Consider the following 22,856-nt stretch of genomic DNA (forward strand, 5'->3'; position numbering starts at 1 on the left):
ACGGCGAAGTGACGCTAAAGTGCGACACGCCATATTATTGCCAATATGCTCTGGCATTTTGTTTAAATTACAACGCACATGTCATGCTATAGTTCGAGCATGTCCGCTTCGGGGCGAGGAATTACGAGTGTCTTCAAAGCCATTTACCAAGCGTACCGCCGCCACATTTTTTCTGGGCACTGCCATTTCCGGCAGTTGGTACACCGCAACCTCCGCGCTTTTCGCGGGTCAAATGGGGGAGGTTATCCCCGTCGTCGGCGCGATCATTCTGGCGGGGCTAACGCCCTTCGCCGCGAACGCGCTCCAGTCAAGCCCTGAGAGGGGTACTGATAGTTCCGATATGGAACAAAGGCTTAGGGCATTTGATAGCCACGCCATTGTGAATATCGTCGATACCGGCGGAATGCTGGAACAGGTTAATGACCGTTTCATCGAACTGACGGGCTATACCCGCGATCAATTGATCGGCCAGCCTGTGTCGATGCTTTACCAAGATGAGTTTCGCGAACTTCTGGCAGAAATCCGGGTCACCTTGATGGCCGGCAAGACATGGCAGGGAGAGACCCCGCTGCGCTGCGCCGATGGTCGGGTGATACAGACGCAATGCACCGTGATGCCCCTTTTCGACAACAAAGGGGCATGGTCCGGGTCGATCTCAGCCCGTACCGATGTGACCCACGCTAAGGAACTTCTGGCCGAACGCGACACGGCGGAAACGCTTTATGAACTGCGCGATGACATTTGGATCGTCGATGCCGAGACCGAGCGTTTCAGCTATATGAACCGCGTCGCCATGAGCCGAAGCGGCTGGTGTACCGACACCTATACCGAGCAAACGCTCGAAACTTTGGCAGAAAAAAGCGACAATCCAGCCCTTCTTGACGCCTGCCGGGATCTGAAAAAGTCGGGCAAGGCGATGACGCAGTTCGACACGCAACTGTTTGGCAATCATTTCCAAGTCACCATCAAACTTCTGCCCACCGGCGGCGCGGCAGGGCGGTTCCTGGTCATGTTGCACGACGTTTCGGATATCATCAGCGAAGAGCGGATGAAGTCGGAATTCATCTCTATGGTCAGCCATGAACTGCGCTCGCCCCTGACCTCGATCAAGGGCTCTATGGGGCTGCTTTTGTCGCGGGCGGCGGGTGAATTGCCGAGCAAAGCGCGGGCGTTGCTAGAAATCTCCCACCGCAATGCCGACCGGCTTGTGCTGATCATCAATGACATCCTCGATCTGGAAAAGATCGCGAACGGGCGGCTGGAGTTCAACCTTGAAGAGGTTGATATCGCAGAACTTCTGCATGAGACCAGCGCCGCGAACGCCTCGCTTGAACAGCGCCACGGCGTGCGCATTCAAGTGGAAGGCACGGATGACCTGAACAAAGTGACCACAGATCCGAACCGGGTCATTCAGGTGCTGACGAACTTCCTATCCAATGCGTCCAAATTCTCCAAACCCGGAGAGCGCGTTACCATTCGCGCCGAAGAGAATGAGAACGAATTGCGCATCTCTGTAGCGGACCGCGGCCCGGGTATCCCGGCCTCTGAGCAGCACAAGGTGTTCCAGCGGTTTGCCGATCTGTCCAACTCCAACCGGGCCGACAATGGCGGCACCGGGCTGGGCCTCAGCGTCTGCAAAGCCATCGTCGAGAATCTTGGCGGTAAAATAGGTTTTGACAGCCGCGAGGGATTTGGTACGACATTTTACTTTACCCTGCCGAAGAAAAATTCTCAGGTAGCGGCAGAGGAACCGGCTGCGTTGCTGCGCGAAGCCTCCTAGAGAGAGTATGGAATGATCAAACTGCTGCACGTCGAGGATGACGCCGATATTCGTGAAATCGCGCTGATGGCGCTTGAGCTAAGCGGCGATTTCGACGTCGTCCAATGCGAGACCGGGGAAGCGGCGCTGAATCAGGTTCAGTCCTATACGCCCGATGTGATCCTGCTCGATATGATGATGCCCGGCATGACCGGTCGCCAGACCCTTGAGAAGATGCGCGAAATGGATAGCCTGCGTGACGTTCCGGCGATCTTCATGACCGCCCGCGCCCAGCATAACGAGATCGAAGAGCTGCGCGATTTGGGGGCCGCTGACGTGATCAGCAAACCCTTCGACCCCATCGCTCTCGCGGATCAGGTCAAGGCGGCGATGCAGGCCAACTAGGCCAGCGACCACTTGGCCTGCCCTATTGGGCAGCTTCTAGATAAATTGTCTGTAGGAATGGGGCCGGCGCAAAGCACGGCCGCCGTGCCCTTAGGCTTGGGCGTCGATTTGCTGCCTGCAATGCGCGACGAAACCATCCAGTTCCGAGATGATCTCGATCGGGCAATCCGTGCGTTCGGCGCGAGGTCCTGCGAGATGCTCGACGATTTGGGTTTCGCACTGACGCGCCAGACGGCCAAGCTCTTCAAAGCCGAGCGACCCGGCGCTGCCTGCGATCTGGTGCAGAATGGCCTGCGCGCTGGCCAGATTGCCTTTGATCTCATCCACGGTCGTCCCGTCCCAAGCGGCCAAGCCATGGGTTGCGATCAGCGTCTGGCGTTCGTCCAGCATTTCGACAAAGCGCTTGCGAATGCGCTCTATGCCGGGAAGTTCAGCTAACATTTTAGTCATGCCTGTTGATCATTCTGCCAAAAGTCATTGAGCGATTTCGTATGTGCCTCACTGGCGGCTTCTGCGCTTGCATGAGCCTGCGCCAGCGCATCCATGACGGAATTGCCGCTCTTCCAGATCAGCCGCACTGCCTCCCCCGCGCTCACACGCGGGTGAACACGTTCGCCATTATTGTCGAACAATTCAGTTTGAGACAACTCCAAGTTAACCGCATCCATCAAACCGCCCATATTCGGACGCCATCCGCTTTCCGTAACGCACACGAAAGTGCCATTGCCCGCGTAGGACATGAGCACCTGATGGTCGACAAGCGTATCAGACAGGATCTCGGCCACATCGGACACAAGGCTATAGAATTCGAAAGAGGTCATCGTCGCGTGGAAGGCGTCAACCTCGCGGATGGTAAAGGCAAAGGCGGTGGAGCCGAAAAGCGCGCTGCGCGACAGCTGTGCGACGTAGTTTTCCATCGCGGTGTAGTCGATCACATTGTCCACGTCATAGATCGGGACAGGCTCGAACAATTCCATATGGGTGGCCTGATCGGCGATGGTCTTGGCGGCAAAGATTTTCTTGGTCCGCTGCTGACGCTCTTTCACCATGCCTTCGACCAGCCCGATGCGTGATTTCAGCTCGGCAATCTCAAAAGGCTTGGTCACATAGTCGGTTGCCCCGGCGGCAAAGGCCGCGTCGATATAGCGTTTGTCGGACATCGCGGTGAGCATCAAAATTGGCGTATCGGCATGGCGCGCCGAGTTGCGAATGTGCTGCGCCAGTTCGATCCCGTCCATGCCCGGCATCTGAATATCAAGCATGAAGCAATCAATCGGACCGAGGTCGGGATCCCCCAACATATCGACCGCATGCAGAGCAGATGGGGCGGTCGTTAGTTCATGCGCACCGATAATCTCTACAAATTGCCCGAGCAATTCGAGGATAATCGGGTCGTCATCCACCGCCAGAATTTTCATTACATCTCTCCACAGATCAAAATCTTTGGGGCCCAAACTGGACGGACCGCTGCTTTGTCCTAATTTCTCTGGGAACTGTGGCCTAATTTTGACGAATTCTTAGTAAATAGGCGACAAACCGGGGCACTGTTTCCATATCGAGAGAATTTGACCCGAAAAACGGCCATCTTTACCGCATTTTCATTTGTGATCGGACGACTCGCCACTTCGCGTCCAAGGGTGATTCCCCTCAACGCAAACGGCCCGACGTTTCCGCCGGGCCGCTCTATCCTCATCCCCTTGGGTCTTAGCCCAAGCTTGCCTTGATCGCCTCGGCGGTGGCGCCCACGACCTTATCCGCTTCTTCGCGGGTCAGGCAGAAGGGCGGCGCAAAGCCGATGATGTCGCCTTGGGGCATGGCGCGGGCAATGACCCCGGCCTTGAGCATATCGCCGACGATGGTCGGCACCACTTTGCGCGCCGGATCAAACTGCGTGCGGCCATCGCGGTCTTCGACCAATTCCACGGCGCAGAGCATCCCTTCGCCGCGAATATCGCCCACTTTGGGGTGATCCCCCAACGCCGCCTTCATCTGCGCATTGAGATAACCGCCCACGTCCGAGGCATTCTCGATCAGTTTCAGATCGTCGATCAGCTTGAGGTTCGCGATCCCCGCAGCCGCGCCGATGGGGTGGGCCGAATAGGTCCAGCCGTGGCCGATGGGGCCGTTTTCATCGGTGCCCTGCTCCAGCACCTTCCACATTTTGTCACCCACGATCGAACCCGAAAGCGGCGCGTAGGCCGAGGTCAGGCCCTTGGCGATGGTGATCAGGTCCGGCTTCATGCCGTAGTGATCCGAGCCGAACATGCTGCCCAGACGGCCAAAGCCGGTGACAACCTCATCCGCGACCAGCAGGATGTCGTGTTTGTTCAGCACTTCCTGCACGGCAGCCCAATAGCCTTCGGGCGGCGGCACGATGCCCCCGGTGCCCAGAACCGGCTCACCGATGAAGGCCGCGATGGTGTCGGCGCCCTCGCGTTCGATCAGCGCTTCCAATTCGCCCACCAGATGCGCGGTGAACTCTGCTTCGCTCATGTTGGCGTCGGGGCGGCGGTAGTAATAGGGCGCGTCGGTGTGCACCACCTGTGCCAGCGGCAGGTCGAACTTCTTGTGAAACAGCTCCAATCCGGTCAGCGAGCCAGTCACCAGACCCGACCCGTGATAGCCACGCCAGCGCGAGATGATCTTTTTCTTCTCAGGACGGCCAAGGATGTTGTTGTAATACCAGATCAGCTTGACGTTGGTCTCATTCGCGTCCGAGCCACCAAGGCCGAAATAAACCTTGCTCATGCCTTGGGGCGCGCGGTCGAGGATCATTTTGGACAGGGTGATGCTCGCCTCGGTGCCGTGGCCGACGTAAGAATGGTAATAAGCCAGTTCATGCGCCTGCTCGGCAATCGCCTCGGCGATCTCGGTCCGGCCGTAGCCCACGTTTACGCAATAGAGACCGGCAAAAGCGTCGAGCATCTGGTTGCCGTCGCGGTCGGTGATATGGCTGCCTTTGGCGGTCTTGATCACACGGGTCGGGCTTTCGCCGCGCGCGTGCTGCGCCAGATGGGTGGAGGGGTGAAAGAAATTTTCACGGTCCCATTGTTCGAGCATATCGTTCTTCAGCATTGGTCTTTCCTTTCTTCCGACGCGCCTTTGCGCCGTATCTTCAAATCTCAGGCCCAGTCACGGCAGACGTATTTCACTTCCGTAAAGGCTTCGAGCCCCAGCCGCGACCCTTCGCGTCCGATGCCCGATTGTTTTGTCCCGCCAAAGGGGATCGGCGCGCCGGTCACCTTGGTGCGGTTCACCGCCACCATGCCGAAACACAGCGCCCGGCTGGCGCGGTAGATGCGGCGTGGGTCTTGGCTGTGGACATAGGCCACCAACCCGTACTCCGTGTCATTGGCCCGTGTGATCGCCTCATCCTCACTGTCGAAGGCCGCGATGGCGGCCACGGGGCCAAAGGTCTCTTCGCGCATGATCAGCGCGTCGGCAGGCACATCCGCCAGCACCGTCGGCTCAAAGAACAGCGGCCCCGCCGCGTGCCGCTTGCCACCACAAAGCAGCCGCGCCCCACGGTCAAGCGCATCTTTGACGTGCTCTTCTTGTTTGGCGACGGCTTTCTCGTTCATCAACGGCCCGATGTCGGGATCATCCGCGCCGACGCCCACGGTCAGCGCCTGCGTCGCTGCGGTGAATCGCGCGCAGAAGGTCGCATAGCTGTCGCGGGCAATAAAGAAGCGGTTGGCACCGAGGCAGTCTTGACCGGAGGTGGCGAACTTGGCCTTGATCGCCTCTTCGACCGCGCGGTCCATATCGGCATCATCGAACATGATGAAAGGCGCATGGCCACCCAGTTCGAGGACCAAGCGTTTCACGCTGTCGGATGCTTGACGATACAGCAGTTTTCCGATCTCGGTGGAGCCGGTGAAGGAGATGGCCCGCACGCGGGTGTCTTCCATCCAAGGTTTCACGATCTCGGGGGCCTCCCCGGTGACGACGTTGAACACGCCTTTCGGCAGCCCCGCCTGTTCGCCCAATTCGGCCAGTGCCAGCGCCGAGAACGGCGTCTCTGCCGAAGGATGCGCCACTACGGTGCAGCCCGCCGCCAGCGCGGCACCTGCCTTGCGGGTCAGCATGGCGGAGGGGAAGTTCCACGGGGTGATCAGTGCGGCTACGCCCACCGGCTCGCGCCAGATTTCCACCTCGGCATCCGGCAAGTGCGAGGTGACGCCTTCGATGTTGGGGCGGCGCGCCTCTTCGGAATAGAACTCAAAGAAAGACGCGGCATAGTCGATCTCTCCGCGCGACTCGGAGATGGGTTTGCCCTGTTCGGCGGTCATGATCCGGGCCAGATCCTCGCGGTTTTCCAACATCAGATCGCGCCAGCGGCGCAGGATGGCACCACGCTCTTGCGGCAACAGGCCGGCCCAATGGGGAAAGGCGGCATGGGCGGCATCCACCGCGGCGCGGCTGTCGTCGGCGTTAAGCTTGGCAACCGACCCCAAGACCGCACCGCTTGCCGGGTCAGTCACCTTGAAGTCATCGCTCTGCGCGCCAGCGACCCATGCGCCGCCGACATAGGCGAAATGGCGGGCCAGCTCGCCCCGGGTCAGCGCGGGCAGACCATCGGCAGGCGTTGGGATCATCTTGGTCATCGGGCACCTCCTTGGGATGAATTGCCCCGAAGGTAAGACAGGATGCGGCGCGGGTTTGACCGAATATCACACCATCGGTAGGAGGTTTTGCGGCGCAGCACCCTGCCCGCCGCAAAAACTACGGCGGCTCAGCTTTCGTCTTCGGGCAAGAGCAGCGACAGAGGCAGCGGTGCCGATTTGACCGATTTGGTTACCACATAGGTAAAGTAACGGCTCAGCCCGGCCTGCTGATCCAAAAGCGCATCCATTAGACGTTGGTAGCTGTCGATGTCGCGGGTGACGACCTGTAGCAGATAGTCAAAACCGCCACCCAAAGCCCAGCACTGCACGATCTCATCATGCTGCGCGATCACCGCCTCGAAGCGTTGAAACGCCTCGGCCCGGTGGTTGCCCAGTTCGGCCTGCACAAAGACGGTGACATGCGGGGCGATGCGGCGCAGGGCGACATGGGCCTGATAGCCGGTGATGATGCCCGCAGACTCCAACCGCGCCAGCCGTTCGCCGCAGGCGGTGGGACTTAGATTAACCTTGTCGGCCAGCGCAGATTTGGCGATGCGCCCCTCGCGAGAGAGGATCGAAAGCACCGCGATATCGCGTTTATCCAGTTTGACAAAGCTCATGGCAGTTTCATGAGAGCGCAGGTCAGACTTGTCAATTGTCATGATTGTGGTGATCATCCCGATCATGACAAAATGGCGCCCAGACCCCGGATCCCTGACCCGACCTGCCTACCGATCACTCGTTCAGGCGATTGAAACGGCGATTCAAAATGGCGTGCTCAAACCCGGAGACCGGATGCCGACGCAGCGGCAACTGGCGTTCGATCTGTCGCTCAGCGTGCAAACGGTCAGCCGCGCCTATGACAAGCTGGTTGAGGCGGGCAAGATCGTCGGAGAGGTGGGGCGCGGCACTTTCGTCCGCGCGGCGAGCGATGATATCTCCATGCCCTTCGTCAGCCGCAAGGCTGCCGGGCGGTTGCTGGACATGTCGATCCTGAAACCTGTGCTGGATCACGCCCATGAAGAGGCGATGCAAAAGACGCTCCGCGCCATGGCCCGCTCCCTGCCCCGCGCGATGATGGGCGGGTTTCGCCAAGACCTCCGCGCCGGAGACAGCAGCAGCGCGGTGCGGCGCTGGCTCTCGCTTTGCGGCCTTGATCTGGACGGGATGGCAGTGATCCCCACCAACGGCAGCACCAGCGCCATGACCGTCGCGATCATGACAGCCGCCCAACCCGGCGATCTCATCGTCAGCGAAGACATCGGCCATCACACCCTGCGCCCCCTCGCCCGCTTTTTGGGCATCCGCCTGCAAGGAGTAAGCGTCGACGCAGGTGGCATCTGCCCCGAGGCGCTGGAGCGGGTCTGCGCGAAAGAGCCTGTCAAAGCCGTCTACCTGATCCCGAATGGCGCCAACCCGCTGGCCTTTACCATGACCGAAAGCCGCCGCGCCGCGGTGATCGAGGTGGCGAGACGCCATGACCTGCTGATCATCGAGAACCAGTCATGGGGGCCGCTGCAAGACGCGCCGCCACCGCCGATGGCGACCATGGCGCCAGAACGGGTGCTCTATTTTACCAGCCTCACCAAATGCCTGATGCCGGGGTTGCGGGTCGGTTATCTGGTGGTGCCGGACCACCTTTGGGCCTCGGCGGCCAACCGGCATATGGTGACCAGTTGGATGGCCACCAATATGATGACCGAAATCGCCGGGCGCTGGATCGAGGAAGGCACCGCCCAAACCCTGCTCAACCGTCAACAACTGGCCCTGCGCGACCGCGCCGATTTCGCCGCCAACGTCTTTCGCGGGCTCGACATGCGCACCAGTCCAAACGGGCTGCATCTTTGGTTGCCCTGTCGTGACATTTACGAAGAGGCTGAACTGGTCAAATCCATCCGCGAGAGCGGCGTCGCCGTGGCCAATGGAGCCAGTTTCGCCATCGGCCCGCCAGACCGTCACCCCGGCCTGCGTATCGCCGTCGGGGGGCAATCCTTTCCTGAATTTGCCCGCGGGATTCGCATGATCGATGCAAATTTACGCAACAGGGCCAGACGCGCGGGACTGTAAGAGCGGCGCAAATTGTCATGGATCAATATTCACATTGACATGATTGGGATCGGTTTAAATGATCTAACAGTCAGGACATTAGTTTCGCTGCGGCCTTTGTGCTGCGCGGACAATAAATGAAAGGGAGTAACATGGCTATTTTTAAGACCGTAATCACCGGGGGTATCCTCGCAGCCGTGACGAGTGTCGCAGGCGCGGCTTCGGCAGACACATGGCGCTATGCCTTCGAAGAAGCACTCGACGAAGTGCAGGGCAAATACGCCCAGAAGTTCAAAGAAGAAGTCGAAGCGAACTCCGACCACGAAGTTCAGCTCTTCCCATACGGCACCTTGGGTGAATCCGTAGACACGATGGAGCAGGCACAGGCTGGCATCCTGCAGTTCGTCGACCAGTCGCCCGGCTTTACCGGCGCGCTGATCCCCGAGGCGCAGGTGTTCTTCGTGCCCTACCTGCTGCCGCAGGACGGTGAGCAACTCAACGAGTTTTTCCGCACCTCCAAGGCCATCAACGAGATGTTCCCCGCGCTCTATGCAGAGCAAGGTCTGGAACTGCTCAAGATGTTCCCCGAAGGCGAGGTCTGCATGACCACGCAAGAGCCGGTCAAAACGCCCGAAGACCTTAACGAGGTCAAGTTCCGCGTGATGACCAACCCGCTCTTGGTGGAAAGCTACAAGGCCTTCGGCGCGACACCGACACCGCTGCCATGGGGCGAGGTTTACGGCGCGATGCAGACCGGCATCATCCAAGGTCAGGAAAACCCCGGCTTCTATCTGGAATCCACCAAGATGTACGAGGTGACAGACGTCATCACCTGCATCGGCCACAACAACTTCACCACTGCTGTGATGGCCAACAAGGATTTCTATGACGGCCTGTCCGATGAGGACAAAGAGGTTGTGCAGAACGCTTCTGACGCGGCATTCGATTATATCCTCGAATACCAGTCCGGCCTGCAGGAAAAGTCGCTGGAAAACATCGCAGCGGCGAAGCCTGACATGCAGATCAACATTCTGTCCGAAGAAGAGCGCCAGCCCTTCAAAGACAAGGCTGCATCGGTCGAAGAAGCCTTTATCGAGATGACAGGCGACAGCGGCAAAGAGATCCTTGAGCAATTCAAGGCCGACCTCGAAGCCGTTAAGTAAACGCATCCTTTCACCCTCCGGCACTGTCCGGGGGGTGACCTTATTTTGACGCGATCCATTTTGAACCATTCACGGGATGACGCCGGTGACGGAAGACAACCACAGTTCGCAACTGCAATCGCAGACAGACACCACCGGCACTGATGACGCCCCCGTTGGCACCTACAAATCCACCCTACCCGGCCCGTTGGGCACAATCGACAACGCGATCAGCTGGCTTGAGTCTGTGATGCTCGCCGCTAGTGTTTTGTTGATGGCCGCCAATACGATTGCCAATGTGGTAGGTCGTTTCGTCTTTCAAAGCTCGATCTTCTTTTCCGAAGAATTGAACAGCATCCTGATCATTCTCATCACTTTCGCAGGCATTTCCTATGCCGCGCGGCACGGGCGGCATATCCGCATGTCTGCGATTTTCGACGCCCTGCCCCCGCGCCCCCGCAAGGTGCTGATGATCTTCATTGCCTTTGTCACCGCCATCTTCATGTTCGGCCTCGCGTGGTACGCGCTGCAATATATCATGACCCAAGCCGGGCGTGGCCGCCTGTTGCCTGCGCTGCAAGTGCCGGTCTGGTGGACGCTGGTCTGGGTGCCCTTCGGCTTCTTCATGACGGGGCTGCAATACCTGCTGACCGCCATCAAAAACATCATCGAGCCTGACATTTACCTGTCGACCAGCGTGCTGGAAGGCTACGACGACAACGAGCGGGAGGTCTAAGCGATGGCTACTACCATTTTCTCCATCATGGTCGTCCTGCTGCTGCTGGGCTTTCCCATGATGATCCCGCTGATCGTCGGCGCATTTGTCGGTTTCTATTCGCTCTTCGGCGGCTTCGGCCAGCTAGAGACGATGGTGCAACAGATGATGGCGGGCGTCCGGCCCGCTTCGCTGATCGCCGTGCCGATGTTTATCTTTGCCGCCGATATCATGACACGCGGCCAGTCCGCCGGGCGGCTGATTGATATGGTGATGTCCTTCGTGGGTCACATGAAGGGCGGTCTTGCGGTTGCCACGGCGGCGGCCTGTACCATGTTCGGCGCGGTCTCGGGCTCCACTCAGGCGACGGTCGTCGCCGTCGGCTCCCCCCTGCGGCCCCGGATGCTCAAGGCCGGGTACAAAGATAGTTTTGTGCTGGCGCTGATCGTGAACTCCTCCGACATCGCTTTCCTGATCCCGCCCTCCATCGGCATGATCATTTACGGCGTCGTCTCCAACACGTCGATTGCTGAACTGTTCATCGCGGGCATCGGGCCGGGGCTGCTGATCCTCGCGCTGTTTTCGATCTATTCGGTGATCTACGCCTACCGCCACAACGTCCCCACCGAAGAGAAAGCCACATGGGGCGAGCGTGCCCGCGCGGTACAACAAGCGCTTTGGCCGCTTGGGTTTCCGGCGATCATCATCGGCGGCATCTACGGCGGTGTTTTCTCTCCGACCGAGGCGGCGGCGGCCTGTGTGCTTTATGCCATCTTCCTTGAGATGATCGTCTTTCGTGAGATCGACTTTGCGGGCATCTATGAGACGGCGAAATCCACCGGGCTTATCACCGCCGTGGTCTTCATTCTTGTTGCGGCAGGCGCGGCCTTCTCTTGGGTGATCTCTTTCGCGCAAATCCCGCAGGCGGTTTTGGCGGGCATCGGGATCGACAGCATGGGGCCAATCGGCGTGCTCTTCGTCATCTCCATCGCCTTCTTCATCGGCTGTATGTTCGTGGACCCGATCGTGGTGATCCTCGTCTTCGTGCCGATCTTTGCACCGGTGGTCGACTCGGTCGGCCTTGATCCCGTGCTGGTCGGGACAGTCATCACGCTGCAAGTCGCCATCGGTTCGGCCACGCCGCCCTTTGGTTGTGACATCTTCACCGCCATCGCGGTCTTCAAACGACCCTATATGGAGGTTATCCGCGGCACCCCGCCCTTCATCGTCATGCTGCTCAGCGTGTCTGTCGCGTTGATTTTCTTCCCACAGATCGCCCTATTCCTGCGCGATCTGGCCTTTTCGAAATAAGAGGACAGCGTCATGTTCACCCATATCCTCGCCCCCTATGACGGCTCGGTGAATGCCGACCGCGCGCTGATGAAGGCGGCAGAGATGGCCAATCTGACCGGGGCGAAGGTAACGCTGCTGACGATCTACCGGCACCATTCGATGCTGGAGGCGTCGCTCTCGATGGTGCGGGTCAACGACCCCGGCAATATCGACGACGCGATGCAGGCCCATGCGACCGAGATCATCAACCACGGTAAACAGCTGTTGAAAGACGCCGGCGTTGAGAATGTCCGCGCATTTGTCCGCTCGGGCCGGCCTGCACGGGCGGTGACCGAATTTGCCAAGAAACATGACGCTGATCTGATCGTCATCGGCTCGCGCGGGTTGGGCGCGACAGGCGATAGCTATCTTTTGGGTTCAGTGTCACACAAGGTCACGGGGCTCGCGAAATGCCCCGTGCTTGTCGTCTAGATCAAAGGAATATTCAGGTGACACCCCCTGTGCAAAGCGAAACGTTTGAGTGCCGTTTGCGTGAAGATGATCCCGTGCGCCTTGGTGCGATGTTGCTGTCGACCGACATGACCTTTGAGCGTGACGCGGCGCGGCTGATCGACCCCGCGCAGGCCGCATTGCATGTGGCGCGGATCGCTTTTGAGAACCCCACCACCCCCGAACGCCTGCGCGCCATGACCCCCGATATGGCCCGCACCGCGGCGCTGCTGGTGCCGAGGATCAAGCTTTCGGCCATCGCTTTTTGCTGCACCTCGGCCTCTGTCGCCATCGGCAACCCGGCGGTGCGTGAAGCCATCGGCGAAGGGCTCCCCGGCGTGCCGGTCATCACCCCAGCCTCTGCCGCCATCGCGGGCTTTGCAGCGCTTGACGTGAAGCGCGTGGCGATGCTGACCCCCTATCTGCCCGACACCGCCGCGCCCCTCGCCGCCTATTTCGAGGAACAGGGCCTACAGGTCATGCGCAACGGCGCCTTCGGGCTGGAAGACGACCGCGATATGGCGCGGATCGACGACGACAGCATCATCAACGGCGCCAAAGCACTGGACGGAGCGGAAGTAGAGGCATTTTTCCTCTCCTGCACGTCCCTGCGCGGTGTCGACGTAATCGACCGGATCGAAGCCGCCTTGGGCAAACCGGTCGTGACCTCTAACCAAGCGCTGTGCTGGGCGTTGCAACGGATGGGCGGGCTGTCGGGCCGTCCCGATGGCTATGGCCGTCTGTTCGACTGCGACATGCCAAGCGCCCATGCACAAGGCATCATTCCGTGATCCCGGCCCCTCTGGCCGGATCACAATATTCGGGTAACCAGACATGAAAGGGGCTGGCCTATGACCACGTATGAGGCAAATTTTACCAACAGCGAGTACCAGCGCCGGGTTGACCGAACGCGCAAGGTCATGGCCGCGCGCAATATGGATGCGATCGTGGTCAGCGACCCGTCGAACATGTCGTGGCTGTCGGGCTATGATGGCTGGTCGTTCTACGTCTACCAAGCGGTGATCCTGACCCAAGAGGGCGAGCCGATGTGGTGGGGCCGCGGCATGGACGCGCTTGGCGCACGACGCACCGTGTTTATGGAGGACGACCGCATCCGGGGCTACGACGACAGCTATGTCCAAAACCCCGAGAAACATCCGATGGAAGACCTCTCGGGCCTCTTGAGCGAAATGGGCCTCGAGAACGCGCGCATCGGCGTGGAGATGGACAACTACTATTACTCCGCCCGCGCCCATGACACGCTGAAAACCCAGCTGCCCAAGGCGACATTCATGGACGCCACCGCACTGGTAAACTGGGAACGCGCGGTGAAATCCGAGCGCGAGATCGAATATATGGAACGCGCCGCGCGGATCGTCGAAGAGATGCACGTCCGTATTCTGGAAGTCGCCGTGCCGGGGATGCGCAAGAACGATCTGGTGGCCGAGATCTATGCCACCGGCATTCGCGGTGCGCAGGGCTTCTGGGGCGACTATCCGGCCATCGTGCCTATGGCCCCCTCCGGCATGGACGCCACCGCCCCGCATCTGACGTGGGACGACCGGCCCATGCAGCCCAACGAGGCGACCTTCTTTGAAATCGCAGGTGCCCACCGGCGCTACCAATGCCCGCAGTCGCGCACGCTGTTTTTCGGGGATGTGCCCCAGAAATACCGCGACGCCGAACAGGCCGTGCTAGAGGCCATCGACGCGGGGCTGGAGCAGGCCAAACCGGGCAATAAGGCCGAGGACATCGCCAACGCTTTCAACAAGACGCTCAACAAGGCGGGGTTCGAAAAGGACAGCCGCTGCGGCTATGCGATCGGTATCAGCTATCCCCCCGACTGGGGCGAGCGCACGATCTCTTTCCGCCGGGGCGATACGACGATCCTAGAGCCGAACATGACCTTCCATTTCATGCCCGCGCTCTGGCTGGATGATGGCGGGCTAGAAATCACAGAGCCGATCCGCATCACCGAGACCGGCCATGAATGTTTCTGCACCACACCGCGAAAGTTGTTTGTTTCCGCATGACCAGCAATCCCATCACCCCGACCATCCCGCTCGACGCGCCCGGCGCGCATCACGGGTTTCTCCGCCTGCCCTACAGCCGCGATGACAGCGCTTGGGGATCTGTCATGGTGCCGATCACCATCATTAATGGCGGCGCCGGCCCTACGGCGCTGCTGACAGGCGGCAACCACGGCGATGAATACGAAGGACCGATTGCGCTGCAAGAACTGGCCGCCACGCTGGATCCTGCGCAGATCAAAGGCCGCGTCATTATCCTGCCGATGATGAACCAACCCGCCTTCGCCGCTGGCCGCCGCTGTTCGCCCGTCGACGGCGGCAATATGAACCGCAGCTTTCCGGGCAGCCCCGGTGGCACGGTGACCCAGAAAATCGCGCATTACATCGCGACCGAATTGGTGCCGCTGGCCGACATCGTGCTGGATTACCACTCTGGCGGGTGCACGCTGGATTTCCTGCCCTTCGCCGCGGCGCATATCCTGCCCGACAAGAAACAGGAGGCCGCCTGCATGGCCGCGATGGAGGCGTTCAACGCGCCCTATTCGATGAAGATGCTGGAGATCGACAATCGCGGCATGTTCGACACCGAAGTAGAGGAACAGGGCAAGGTCTTCGTCACCACCGAGCTTGGCGGCGCGGGCACGTCGACGGCCAAGAGCGTTGCCGTCGCCCGCAAAGGCGCGCGCAATCTGTTGATCCATGCAGGGATTTTGACTGGCGAGCCCGAGATGGCTGAGACCGTGATGCTCGACATGCCCGATGGGCGCTGCTTCACCTTTAGCGAGACCAACGCCCTGCTAGAGCCGCTGGTTGATCTAGGGGATGAGGTCACCGAGGGCCAGCCCATCGCCCGTCTCTGGCCCAGCGACCGCAGCGGTCAGCCAGCGATCCTCGCTCATGCGCAGCTTGGTGGTATCTTGACCGCCCGGCATGTGCCGGGGCTGGTCAAGATGGGCGATTGTATTGGGGTGGTGGCGCAGGTGGTCTGACCCACCTGCAACGCCTCATTCGTCGACGGGGAAGTAGCAGGCTGCCGGATGCGGCGCGCCCTCAAGCACGGGGCGCTCTTTCCGGCAGACATCCTGCACCTTCCAGCAGCGCGGGGCAAAGGGGCAGCCCTCAGGGATCGCCAGGGGCGAGGGCAATTCGCCCTGTAGCTTGATCCGCTCTTTGCCGCCTTCGGGGTCGGCGCGTGGGGTCGCGGAGAGCAGCGCCGCCGTATAGGGATGGCGCGGGTTCTCAAAGACTTCGTCTTTCGGCCCCTTCTCAACCGCGCGGCCCAGATACATGACGATCACATCGTCAGCCACATGGCGCACGACAGAAAGGTCATGGCTGATGAACAGATACGCCAGCTGCATCTTCTCCTGAAGGTCCACCAACAGGTTCAGGATCGCCGACTGGATCGACAGATCAAGCGCCGAGACGGGCTCATCCAGCACCAGCACCTTCGGGTCCAACATCAACGCCCGCGCCACCGCAATCCGCTGGCGCTGACCGCCCGAGAACATATGCGGGTAGCGGTCGTAGTGTTCAGGCCGCAGACCGACAAGGCGCAGCATCTCGCGCGCCTTTTCCTCGCGCTGCTTCTTGGACATGTCCTTGCGGTTGATCACCAGCGGCTCTTGCAGGATCGTGCCGATCTGCTGGCGCGGGTTTAGGGAGCCGTAAGGATCTCTGGAACACGATCTGCACATGCTGGCGCAGGTCGGCCCAATCCTCAGGCCGTACCTGTTTGCCGTCGAGCGTGAGCGACCCTGCGGTCGGCTCTTCGATCATCGTGACCATGCGTGCCAGCGTGGATTTGCCACAGCCGCTTTCGCCCACCACGGCCAGCGTCTTACCGGGGTGCAGTTGGAAATCGAGGCCCGCGACAGCCTTGAGTGTCTGGGTCTTGCGCAGGAAGCCGCCACCAACCTGATAGTGACGCTCTAGCGCGTCGGCGGTCATTACGGGGGCAGTCATGACGCGACCCTTTCATCGGTATTGAGCGGATAGAAACAACGCGCCTTGCCCAGATCCTCGCCCAAGGGCGGCGGATTCTGGTTGCGGCATTTGTCATTGGCGAACTTGCAGCGCGGCGAGAACAGGCACCCCGCAGGCCGGTCGAACTGGCCCGGCACCACGCCGGGGATTGTCGGCAGGCGTTTCTCAGTGGCACGCTCCGGCAAGGCATCGAGCAGCGCCGCTGTGTAAGGGTGGTGCGGCTCACGGAAGAGCGGCAGCACCTGCTGCTCTTCGATCTTTTGGCCGGCATATTGCACGCTTACACGCTCGGCCGTTTCGGCCACCACGCCCATGTCATGGGTGATCAGCACCAGCCCCATGCCGGTCTCTTCGCGCAGCGAGGTCAGCAGATCGAGGATCTGCGCCTGAATGGTCACGTCGAGCGCGGTCGTCGGTTCATCCGCGATCAAGAGCTTGGGTTTGCAGGCGATCGCCATGGCGATCATCACACGCTGGTTCATCCCGCCCGACATCTGGTGCGGAAAGACCGACAGACGCTTTTCCGGGTCCGGGATGCCAACCTGTTCAAAAAGCTCAATCGCCCGCTTGTGCCGCTCGGCTCGGTTCAGGCCAAGGTGAAAGCGCAGGGATTCCTTGATCTGCCAGCCCACCGGGAAACAGGGGTTGAGCGAGGACATCGGCTCTTGAAAGATCATCGCAAGGTCATTGCCGACAATCTTGCGCCGGGCGCGCTTGTCCATTTTCAGCAGGTCATGACCGTCGAAGGTCAGCTCATCGGCGGTGACGGTGGCGGTCCAAGGCAGCAGGCCCATCAGTGCCAACATCGACACCGACTTGCCCGAGCCACTTTCGCCGACGATGGCGAGGATTTCGCCGGTGTCGACATCTTGGTCAACCGAGTCCACGGCGCGGAACTTGCCCGAGGCGGTGGCGAAATCGACCGAGAGGTTGCGGATACGCAGAAGAGACATCAATCAGCTCCGCTTTAGTTTCGGGTCAAGGGCGTCGCGCAGCCCGTCACCCATGAGGTTGATCGCCAACACGGTGACGAGGATCGCAAGGCCGGGGAAGGTCACGACCCACCACGCCCGCAGAATGAACTCGCGCGCTTCGGCCAGCATGGTGCCCCATTCGGGCGTGGGCGGCTGCGCCCCCATGCCCAGAAAGCCAAGCGCGGCGGCATCAAGGATCGCGGTCGAAAACGACAGCGCGGCCTGCACGATGATCGGCGCAAGGCAGTTCGGCAGCACGGTCACGACCATCAGCCGCAGCGTGCCAGCACCGACAACACGGGCCGAGGTCACGTAGTCTTTCTGCCGCTCAGACAGCACGCTCGCCCGTGTCAGACGCACGTAATGCGGCTGCAACACAATCGCGATGGCGATCATCGCATTGGTCAGCGACGGCCCAAGGATGGCCACGAGCACCAGCGCCAGCAGCAGCGACGGGAAGGCCAGAATGATGTCCATGATCCGCATGATGATCGTGTCGAGCCACTTGGGCGCGAAGCCCGAGATCAACCCGATGATGATCCCGCCAGAAGCGGCGATAGACACCACGACGATGCCAACGAAGAAGGAGTAGCGCGCACCAACAATCAGACGCGACAGCATATCGCGACCGAGCGGGTCGGTGCCAAGGATGTGGCTCCACGTGCCGCCATCTTGCCAGACAGGCGGCTGCAACGTCGCGGCGCGGAACTGTTGCGTTGCGTCATGCGGTGCGATCCACGGGCCGAACAGCGCCAGAAAGGCAAAGACAGCAAAGATCCACAGGCCGATCACGGCCCCACGGTTTTCGCGGAAATAGAACCAGAATTCGCGCAGGCGGCCGGGGCGCGCGTGGACCATTTCGGCTTCGGCAGAGAGTGCGTCGTCCATTAGCGTTTCCTGATCTTGGGGTTGATGATGCCATAGAGCATGTCAACGGTGAGGTTCACGACCATGACCATGACGGCGATCAGCAGCAGGCCACCCTGCACCACCGGGTAGTCGCGGCGGAAAATGCTGTCGACCATCCACTTGCCGATGCCCGGCCAGCTAAAGATCGTTTCGGTCAGAATGGCGCCCGCCAGCAGCGTGCCGACCGACAGGCCGATCACGGTGATGACGGGAATAAGCGCGTTGCGCAGGGCGTGGATACCATTGATCCGGCCCGGGGACATGCCCTTGGCCCGCGCGGTGCGGATGTAGTCTTCGCCCAGCACTTCGAGCATCGCCGAACGGGTCTGCCGTGCGATCACCGCCAGTGGGATGGTGCCCAGCACGATGGTCGGCAGCAGCAGGTGCCGCAGCGCCGAGGTAAACGCCCCGTCCTGCCCCGAGGCAATACTGTCGATCAGCATGAAGCCCGTGGCATTGGGGAAGTAGTATAGCAGATCAATCCGGCCCGAGACTGGCGTCCAGCCCAAGTTGCCCGAGAACACGATGATCAGCAGCAGCGCCCACCAGAAAATCGGCATCGAATAGCCCACAAGTGCGGTCGACATCAGCGCCCGGTCAAAGAACTTGCCCCGGTTCACCGCAGCAATCACCCCCGCCGGCAGGCCCAAGGCCACGGCAAAGATCATCGCGCAGACCGACAGTTCCAACGTCGCCGGGAAGAGCGAGAAGAACTCATCCCAGACAGGCCGTTTGGTCACGAAAGAGTTGCCCAGATCGCCTTGTAGAACGCCGGTGAAGTAGTCCCAGAACTGCACATAGATCGGCCTGTCAAAGCCGAACTGCTGCTGCAGTTCCAAGTAGCGTTCTTCGGAAATGCCCCGTTCGCCCGCCATGACGACGATCGGGTCGCCCGGCAGCATGCGGATGAAGGCAAATGAAATCAGCGTGACGCCGATAAAGGTCGGGATGAAGGTCGCAAGGCGCGACAAGACATATTTCAGCACGGGAGCACCATCAGTTCCTTCGGAAAGTTGGTCAGGGATTTGTAGCCATCTTCGGTGATCAGCACGTCATCTTCGATGCGCACGCCAAAGTTGCCGATCTCATAGAGGCCGGGTTCATTGGTGTACACCGTTCCGGCGGGTAAAGTCATATGGTTGCCGCGCATGATGTATGGCGCTTCATGCACATCGCGGCCAAGGCCGTGGCCGGTCTTGGTGCGGATGCGGTCGGCATAGGGCGAGGCTTCGAGGACCGAAATCACCACATCGTCGATCTCATGCGCGGTGACACCGGCGCGGGTGGCGTCGAGCCCGGCCAGATTGGCGCGCAGCACGGTCTCATAGACATCGCGCCCCTCGTCGCTGACATGGCCGAGGAAAACGGTGCGGGTGATGTCAGCGGCAAAGCCGTTCTTGCGCGCGCCGAAATCAATCAGCAGCGCATCGCCTGCTTTGACGCGGTAATCTTCGCGCGCTTTGGCATGGGGGCGGGCCGAGCCGTCCCCCGCAGCGACGATCGGCGCAAAGGACAGATCATCTGCGCCCTCGGCAAAGACCATCTGCACAAGTTTCTGTTCGATCTCTTTCTCGGTCTGGCCGAGCTTCACAGAGTCGAGCGTGGCCCGCAGGGCGCGTTCGGAAATGTCGATGGCCTCTTGCAGGGCGGCGACCTCAGCCTCGGTCTTGATCATGCGCGGGGCGGAAATTTCACGCTCGGCGTCGATGATCCGCAGGTCGGGCTGCGCTTTCTTTAGCGCGTGATGCACAAAGACGCGCATCACTTGGCCCTCAACGGCCAGCGAGGTGATGTTCAGATGCTCGGTCAGCGCGGCAAAGGCATCGTCATAGCCTGTTTGATCGCGCCAATCGAAAACGGCACCGTCAAAGCCAACCAATTCCCAACTGCCCAGTTCAAGGTTCGGCACCAAAGCGGCGGCGGGGCCGCGGGCCGGGATCACCAGAACAAAGGGGCGCTCGTGGCTCATGAAGGCATGGTCGACAGCGCGGGTGAAATTCGGGCCGGGCACCAGCGCCACGGCGTCCACCGATAGGTCGGCGGCGATATCGGCATAGGCCGACAGGCGATCATTCAGTGAATTGGACAAGGTAAGGCTTCCCGGCGGTAGAGGTTAATAAAATGGGGACGGCACGAATGCCGCCCCCTTTGGTCGTAGCGGCAGGGTTACTGCTTCAGGCCAACTTGGTTGAAGATGTGGCCACCCAGCGGGTGAACGACATAGTTTTCAACTTCGGGGCGCATGGTCATGTAGACGACCGAGTGCGCGATGGTGGCCCAAGGTGCTTGATCCTTGAAGATCTGCTGCGCTTCTTCGTACAGCGGCGCACGCTCTTCTTGGGTCGGCAGAACCTTGGCTTTCTGGATCAGCGCGTCGAATTCCTCGTTGCACCACTGGGCGCGGTTGGATTTCTCGACACCGTCACAGCCCAGCAGCACCGCGAGGAAGTTGTCTGGATCGCCGTTGTCACCGGTCCAACCCAGCAGCACCGCGCCATCACGGTCTTTCGACTTGGAGCGCTCAAGGTACTCACCCCATTCGTAGGAGACGATTTCGACATCGACGCCAACTTTGGAGAAGTCTTCTTGCATCAGCTCGGCCATACGGCGGGCGTTGGGGTTGTAGGGACGCTGAACCGGCATCGCCCAGATCTTCATGGACAGGTCGGTGACGCCTGCTTCCTCGAGCATCGCCTTGGCGGCCTCGGGGTCATAGTTGTCGTCTTCGATGGCGTCGTTGTAGGACCACATGGTCGGCGGCAGCGGGTTCTTGGCGATTTCGCCGGAGCCCTGGAACACCACGTCGATGATCGCCTGCTTGTCGATCGCCATGTTCAGCGCCTTGCGGACATCGGCGTTGTCGAAGGGCGCGACCTGCGTGTTGTAAGCCAGATAGCCGACGTTCAGACCTTCTTGCTCCATCACGACGATGTCTTCGGCGTCTTTCATCGCCTGAACATCGGCAGGGTTCGGATATGCCGTCACGTGGCACTCACCCGCCTGCACCTTCTGGTAGCGGACCGAGGCGTCAGGCGTGATCGCGAAGATCAGGCTTTCGACTTTGGCCGGGTCACCCCAGTATTCGTCGTTACGCAGGTAACGGATGACCGCGTCTTTCTGGTAGGCTTGGAACTGGAACGGGCCTGTGCCGATGGGCGCTTGGTTCACCATTTCGGGCGTGCCAGCTTCCATCATTGCGTCGGCATATTCCTTGGACACGATCGAGGCGAAATCCATTGCCATGTTGGCGATGAAAGGCGCTTCGGGGCGGGTCAGGTTGAAGACGACGGTGTAATCGTCGACCTTTTCGATGCTCTCGATCAGGTCGGGCATGGACATGCCGCCGTAGTATTCCCACGTGCCGCCGGAAACGGTGTGATAGGGATTTTCTTCGTTGCCCTGACGGTCAAAGCTAAAGACCACGTCGTCGGCGTTGAAATCGCGGCTTGGCGTGAACTGGTCGTTGGAGTGGAACTTCACCCCTTCGCGCAGCTTGAAGGTCACCTTCATGCCGTCTTCGCTGACTTCCCAGCTTTCAGCCAGCGCGGGGATGACTTCGGTCGTGCCGACTTTGAACTCGGCCAGACGGTTGTAGATCGGGTGGCTAGAGGCGTCGAAGGTGGTGCCAGCGGTGTAAAGCGCGGGGTCAAAACCCTCGGGCGAGCCTTCGGAGCAATAGACCAGCGCTTGGGCCGATGCGGCTGTGGCACCCAGTGCCGCCAGCATGGCGCCGGTGGCCAATTTCGTTGTAAAAGACATAATATTCACTCTCCTGATTGGTTTGTTTTTTGGCAGCGGTTTGTCCGCCGCAGGTGATACGCCCTTACGGGCGAGACGACGCGAATGCGGTGGCTAATGCCCCTTCATTCGGACGTATTCTATTGGCGCCAGCGGCCTGTTCGTATTGCATCCGGCCCACCCAAAGGACGCGGGCGGGCTTGTCGGTTTTGTTGGACCAAGAATGCGGGCTGCTGCCGAGGTAATGCAGGCTGTCGCCGGGCCGCATGATATGCTCCCCCCCATCGACGACCTGCGCGATCTCACCCTCAAGGATATAGATCACCTCTTCGCCCTCATGCACGACCTCTTCCGAGGCATAGCCCGGTGGCACGTTCATGATATAGGATGACAGCTCATGGCCGGGAAAATCCGCGCCGATTTTCTCGTATTCGATGGAAGACCCCGACACGGCAAAGCGTGGACGCTCATCCGCGCGGGTCAGGCTGTCTTGGGTCTTGGGGGTATGGATGAAAAAGCTGACTTCGACCTGAAGCGCGACGGCAATCTGCGACAGGGTGCCCAGCGACGGCGTGGCCCGACCCCGCTCAACTTGGCTCAGATAACCGACCGACACGCCCGAAGCTTCGCCCAACTGCTGCAAGGTCAGGGACAAACGATGACGTTGCTTGCGCATACGTGCGCCAAGCGTGGATACACTATCGCCATTAGCAGTTGGCAAATTCACCCTCCCCGTGAACAGCGGCCCGATCTTGCGCCGGGC

Annotated in this window: 21 protein-coding genes and 1 pseudogene; 10 read left to right on the forward strand and 12 right to left on the reverse strand. The window is 60.3% G+C overall.

Annotated elements, in window-relative coordinates:
- The first annotated feature begins 127 nt into the window (after positions 1-127).
- Positions 128-1,780 (forward strand): PAS domain-containing sensor histidine kinase, encoded by a 1,653-nt coding sequence (locus R1T45_RS05075; protein WP_317390301.1) that lies wholly within the window; start codon positions 128-130, stop codon positions 1,778-1,780.
- Between the two features lie 12 nt (positions 1,781-1,792).
- Complete coding sequence (locus R1T45_RS05080; RefSeq protein ID WP_067622348.1) at positions 1,793-2,164, forward strand: response regulator; 372 nt, start codon at positions 1,793-1,795, stop codon at positions 2,162-2,164.
- A gap of 90 nt (positions 2,165-2,254) precedes the next feature.
- Here the strand turns inward: R1T45_RS05080 and R1T45_RS05085 are convergent, their stop codons facing one another.
- From R1T45_RS05085 to R1T45_RS05105, 5 genes are all read right to left on the reverse strand, one after another.
- A complete protein-coding gene (locus tag R1T45_RS05085) occupies positions 2,255-2,614 on the reverse strand; it encodes an Hpt domain-containing protein (RefSeq protein WP_317390302.1) in 360 nt (119 codons plus the stop codon).
- On the reverse strand, positions 2,611-3,582 hold the full coding sequence (locus tag R1T45_RS05090) for a PleD family two-component system response regulator (protein WP_067940937.1): 972 nt from the start codon (positions 3,580-3,582) through the stop codon (positions 2,611-2,613). The genes R1T45_RS05085 and R1T45_RS05090 overlap by 4 nt, the downstream gene beginning before the upstream one ends.
- A 286-nt stretch (positions 3,583-3,868) precedes the next feature.
- Complete coding sequence (locus tag R1T45_RS05095; RefSeq protein ID WP_260010714.1) at positions 3,869-5,239, reverse strand: aspartate aminotransferase family protein; 1,371 nt, start codon at positions 5,237-5,239, stop codon at positions 3,869-3,871.
- A 47-nt stretch (positions 5,240-5,286) separates the two neighbouring features.
- The gene (locus R1T45_RS05100) at positions 5,287-6,771 is read right to left on the reverse strand and encodes an NAD-dependent succinate-semialdehyde dehydrogenase (RefSeq protein ID WP_205570881.1); all 1,485 of its coding nucleotides are present in this window, start codon (positions 6,769-6,771) and stop codon (positions 5,287-5,289) included.
- A 128-nt stretch (positions 6,772-6,899) separates the two neighbouring features.
- Positions 6,900-7,391: an Lrp/AsnC family transcriptional regulator gene (locus tag R1T45_RS05105; RefSeq protein ID WP_120352307.1), complete on the reverse strand. Its 492-nt coding sequence runs from the start codon at positions 7,389-7,391 to the stop codon at positions 6,900-6,902.
- A 64-nt stretch (positions 7,392-7,455) separates the two neighbouring features.
- On the opposite strand from R1T45_RS05105, the gene R1T45_RS05110 reads away from it, so the two are divergent.
- The 8 genes from R1T45_RS05110 to doeB all read left to right on the forward strand — a co-directional run bounded on the left by R1T45_RS05110 (position 7,456) and on the right by doeB (position 15,475).
- Positions 7,456-8,838 carry a PLP-dependent aminotransferase family protein gene (locus R1T45_RS05110; protein WP_317390303.1) on the forward strand — a complete coding sequence of 461 codons (1,383 nt, stop codon included), beginning with the start codon at positions 7,456-7,458 and terminating at the stop codon, positions 8,836-8,838.
- A 131-nt stretch (positions 8,839-8,969) separates the two neighbouring features.
- On the forward strand, positions 8,970-9,980 hold the full coding sequence (dctP, locus tag R1T45_RS05115; RefSeq protein WP_132443897.1) for a TRAP transporter substrate-binding protein DctP: 1,011 nt from the start codon (positions 8,970-8,972) through the stop codon (positions 9,978-9,980).
- 76 nt (positions 9,981-10,056) lie between these two features.
- Positions 10,057-10,695 carry a TRAP transporter small permease gene (locus tag R1T45_RS05120; protein ID WP_317390304.1) on the forward strand — a complete coding sequence of 213 codons (639 nt, stop codon included), beginning with the start codon at positions 10,057-10,059 and terminating at the stop codon, positions 10,693-10,695.
- Between the two features lie 3 nt (positions 10,696-10,698).
- Positions 10,699-11,985 (forward strand): TRAP transporter large permease, encoded by a 1,287-nt coding sequence (locus R1T45_RS05125; RefSeq protein ID WP_317390305.1) that lies wholly within the window; start codon positions 10,699-10,701, stop codon positions 11,983-11,985.
- A gap of 12 nt (positions 11,986-11,997) precedes the next feature.
- Positions 11,998-12,438, forward strand: coding sequence for a universal stress protein (locus tag R1T45_RS05130; RefSeq protein ID WP_120352066.1), 441 nt, complete (start codon positions 11,998-12,000; stop codon positions 12,436-12,438).
- 17 nt (positions 12,439-12,455) lie between these two features.
- Positions 12,456-13,247 carry an aspartate/glutamate racemase family protein gene (locus R1T45_RS05135; RefSeq protein WP_317390306.1) on the forward strand — a complete coding sequence of 264 codons (792 nt, stop codon included), beginning with the start codon at positions 12,456-12,458 and terminating at the stop codon, positions 13,245-13,247.
- 60 nt (positions 13,248-13,307) lie between these two features.
- Positions 13,308-14,489 (forward strand): ectoine hydrolase DoeA, encoded by a 1,182-nt coding sequence (gene doeA / locus R1T45_RS05140; RefSeq protein ID WP_317390307.1) that lies wholly within the window; start codon positions 13,308-13,310, stop codon positions 14,487-14,489.
- Entirely contained in the window at positions 14,486-15,475 is a 990-nt protein-coding gene (doeB, locus tag R1T45_RS05145) for a N(2)-acetyl-L-2,4-diaminobutanoate deacetylase DoeB (protein WP_317390308.1), read from the forward strand. Before doeA ends, doeB begins: the two co-directional genes overlap by 4 nt.
- Before the next feature lie 15 nt (positions 15,476-15,490).
- Here the strand turns inward: doeB and R1T45_RS05150 are convergent.
- The 7 genes and pseudogenes from R1T45_RS05150 to R1T45_RS05180 all read right to left on the reverse strand — a co-directional run bounded on the left by R1T45_RS05150 (position 15,491) and on the right by R1T45_RS05180 (position 22,769).
- Positions 15,491-16,451 (reverse strand): annotated as a pseudogene (locus R1T45_RS05150) (ABC transporter ATP-binding protein).
- Positions 16,448-17,425 carry an ABC transporter ATP-binding protein gene (locus R1T45_RS05155; RefSeq protein ID WP_120352071.1) on the reverse strand — a complete coding sequence of 326 codons (978 nt, stop codon included), beginning with the start codon at positions 17,423-17,425 and terminating at the stop codon, positions 16,448-16,450. Before R1T45_RS05155 ends, R1T45_RS05150 begins: the two are co-directional and overlap by 4 nt.
- Before the next feature lie 3 nt (positions 17,426-17,428).
- Complete coding sequence (locus R1T45_RS05160) at positions 17,429-18,334, reverse strand: ABC transporter permease subunit (protein WP_067938852.1); 906 nt, start codon at positions 18,332-18,334, stop codon at positions 17,429-17,431.
- A complete protein-coding gene (locus R1T45_RS05165; protein ID WP_067626363.1) occupies positions 18,334-19,341 on the reverse strand; it encodes an ABC transporter permease subunit in 1,008 nt (335 codons plus the stop codon). The genes R1T45_RS05160 and R1T45_RS05165 overlap by 1 nt, the downstream gene beginning before the upstream one ends.
- On the reverse strand, positions 19,335-20,444 hold the full coding sequence (locus tag R1T45_RS05170) for a Xaa-Pro peptidase family protein (protein ID WP_317390309.1): 1,110 nt from the start codon (positions 20,442-20,444) through the stop codon (positions 19,335-19,337). The genes R1T45_RS05165 and R1T45_RS05170 overlap by 7 nt, the downstream gene beginning before the upstream one ends.
- 77 nt (positions 20,445-20,521) lie before the next feature.
- Complete coding sequence (locus R1T45_RS05175) at positions 20,522-22,114, reverse strand: ABC transporter substrate-binding protein (RefSeq protein ID WP_120352074.1); 1,593 nt, start codon at positions 22,112-22,114, stop codon at positions 20,522-20,524.
- A 64-nt stretch (positions 22,115-22,178) separates the two neighbouring features.
- The gene (locus R1T45_RS05180; RefSeq protein ID WP_067626358.1) at positions 22,179-22,769 is read right to left on the reverse strand and encodes a helix-turn-helix domain-containing protein; all 591 of its coding nucleotides are present in this window, start codon (positions 22,767-22,769) and stop codon (positions 22,179-22,181) included.
- Between the last annotated feature and the right edge of the window lie 87 nt (positions 22,770-22,856).

This window comes from Sulfitobacter sp. LC.270.F.C4 (genome assembly GCF_032922545.1).
In the GTDB taxonomy this organism is placed as follows: domain Bacteria; phylum Pseudomonadota; class Alphaproteobacteria; order Rhodobacterales; family Rhodobacteraceae; genus Sulfitobacter; species Sulfitobacter profundi.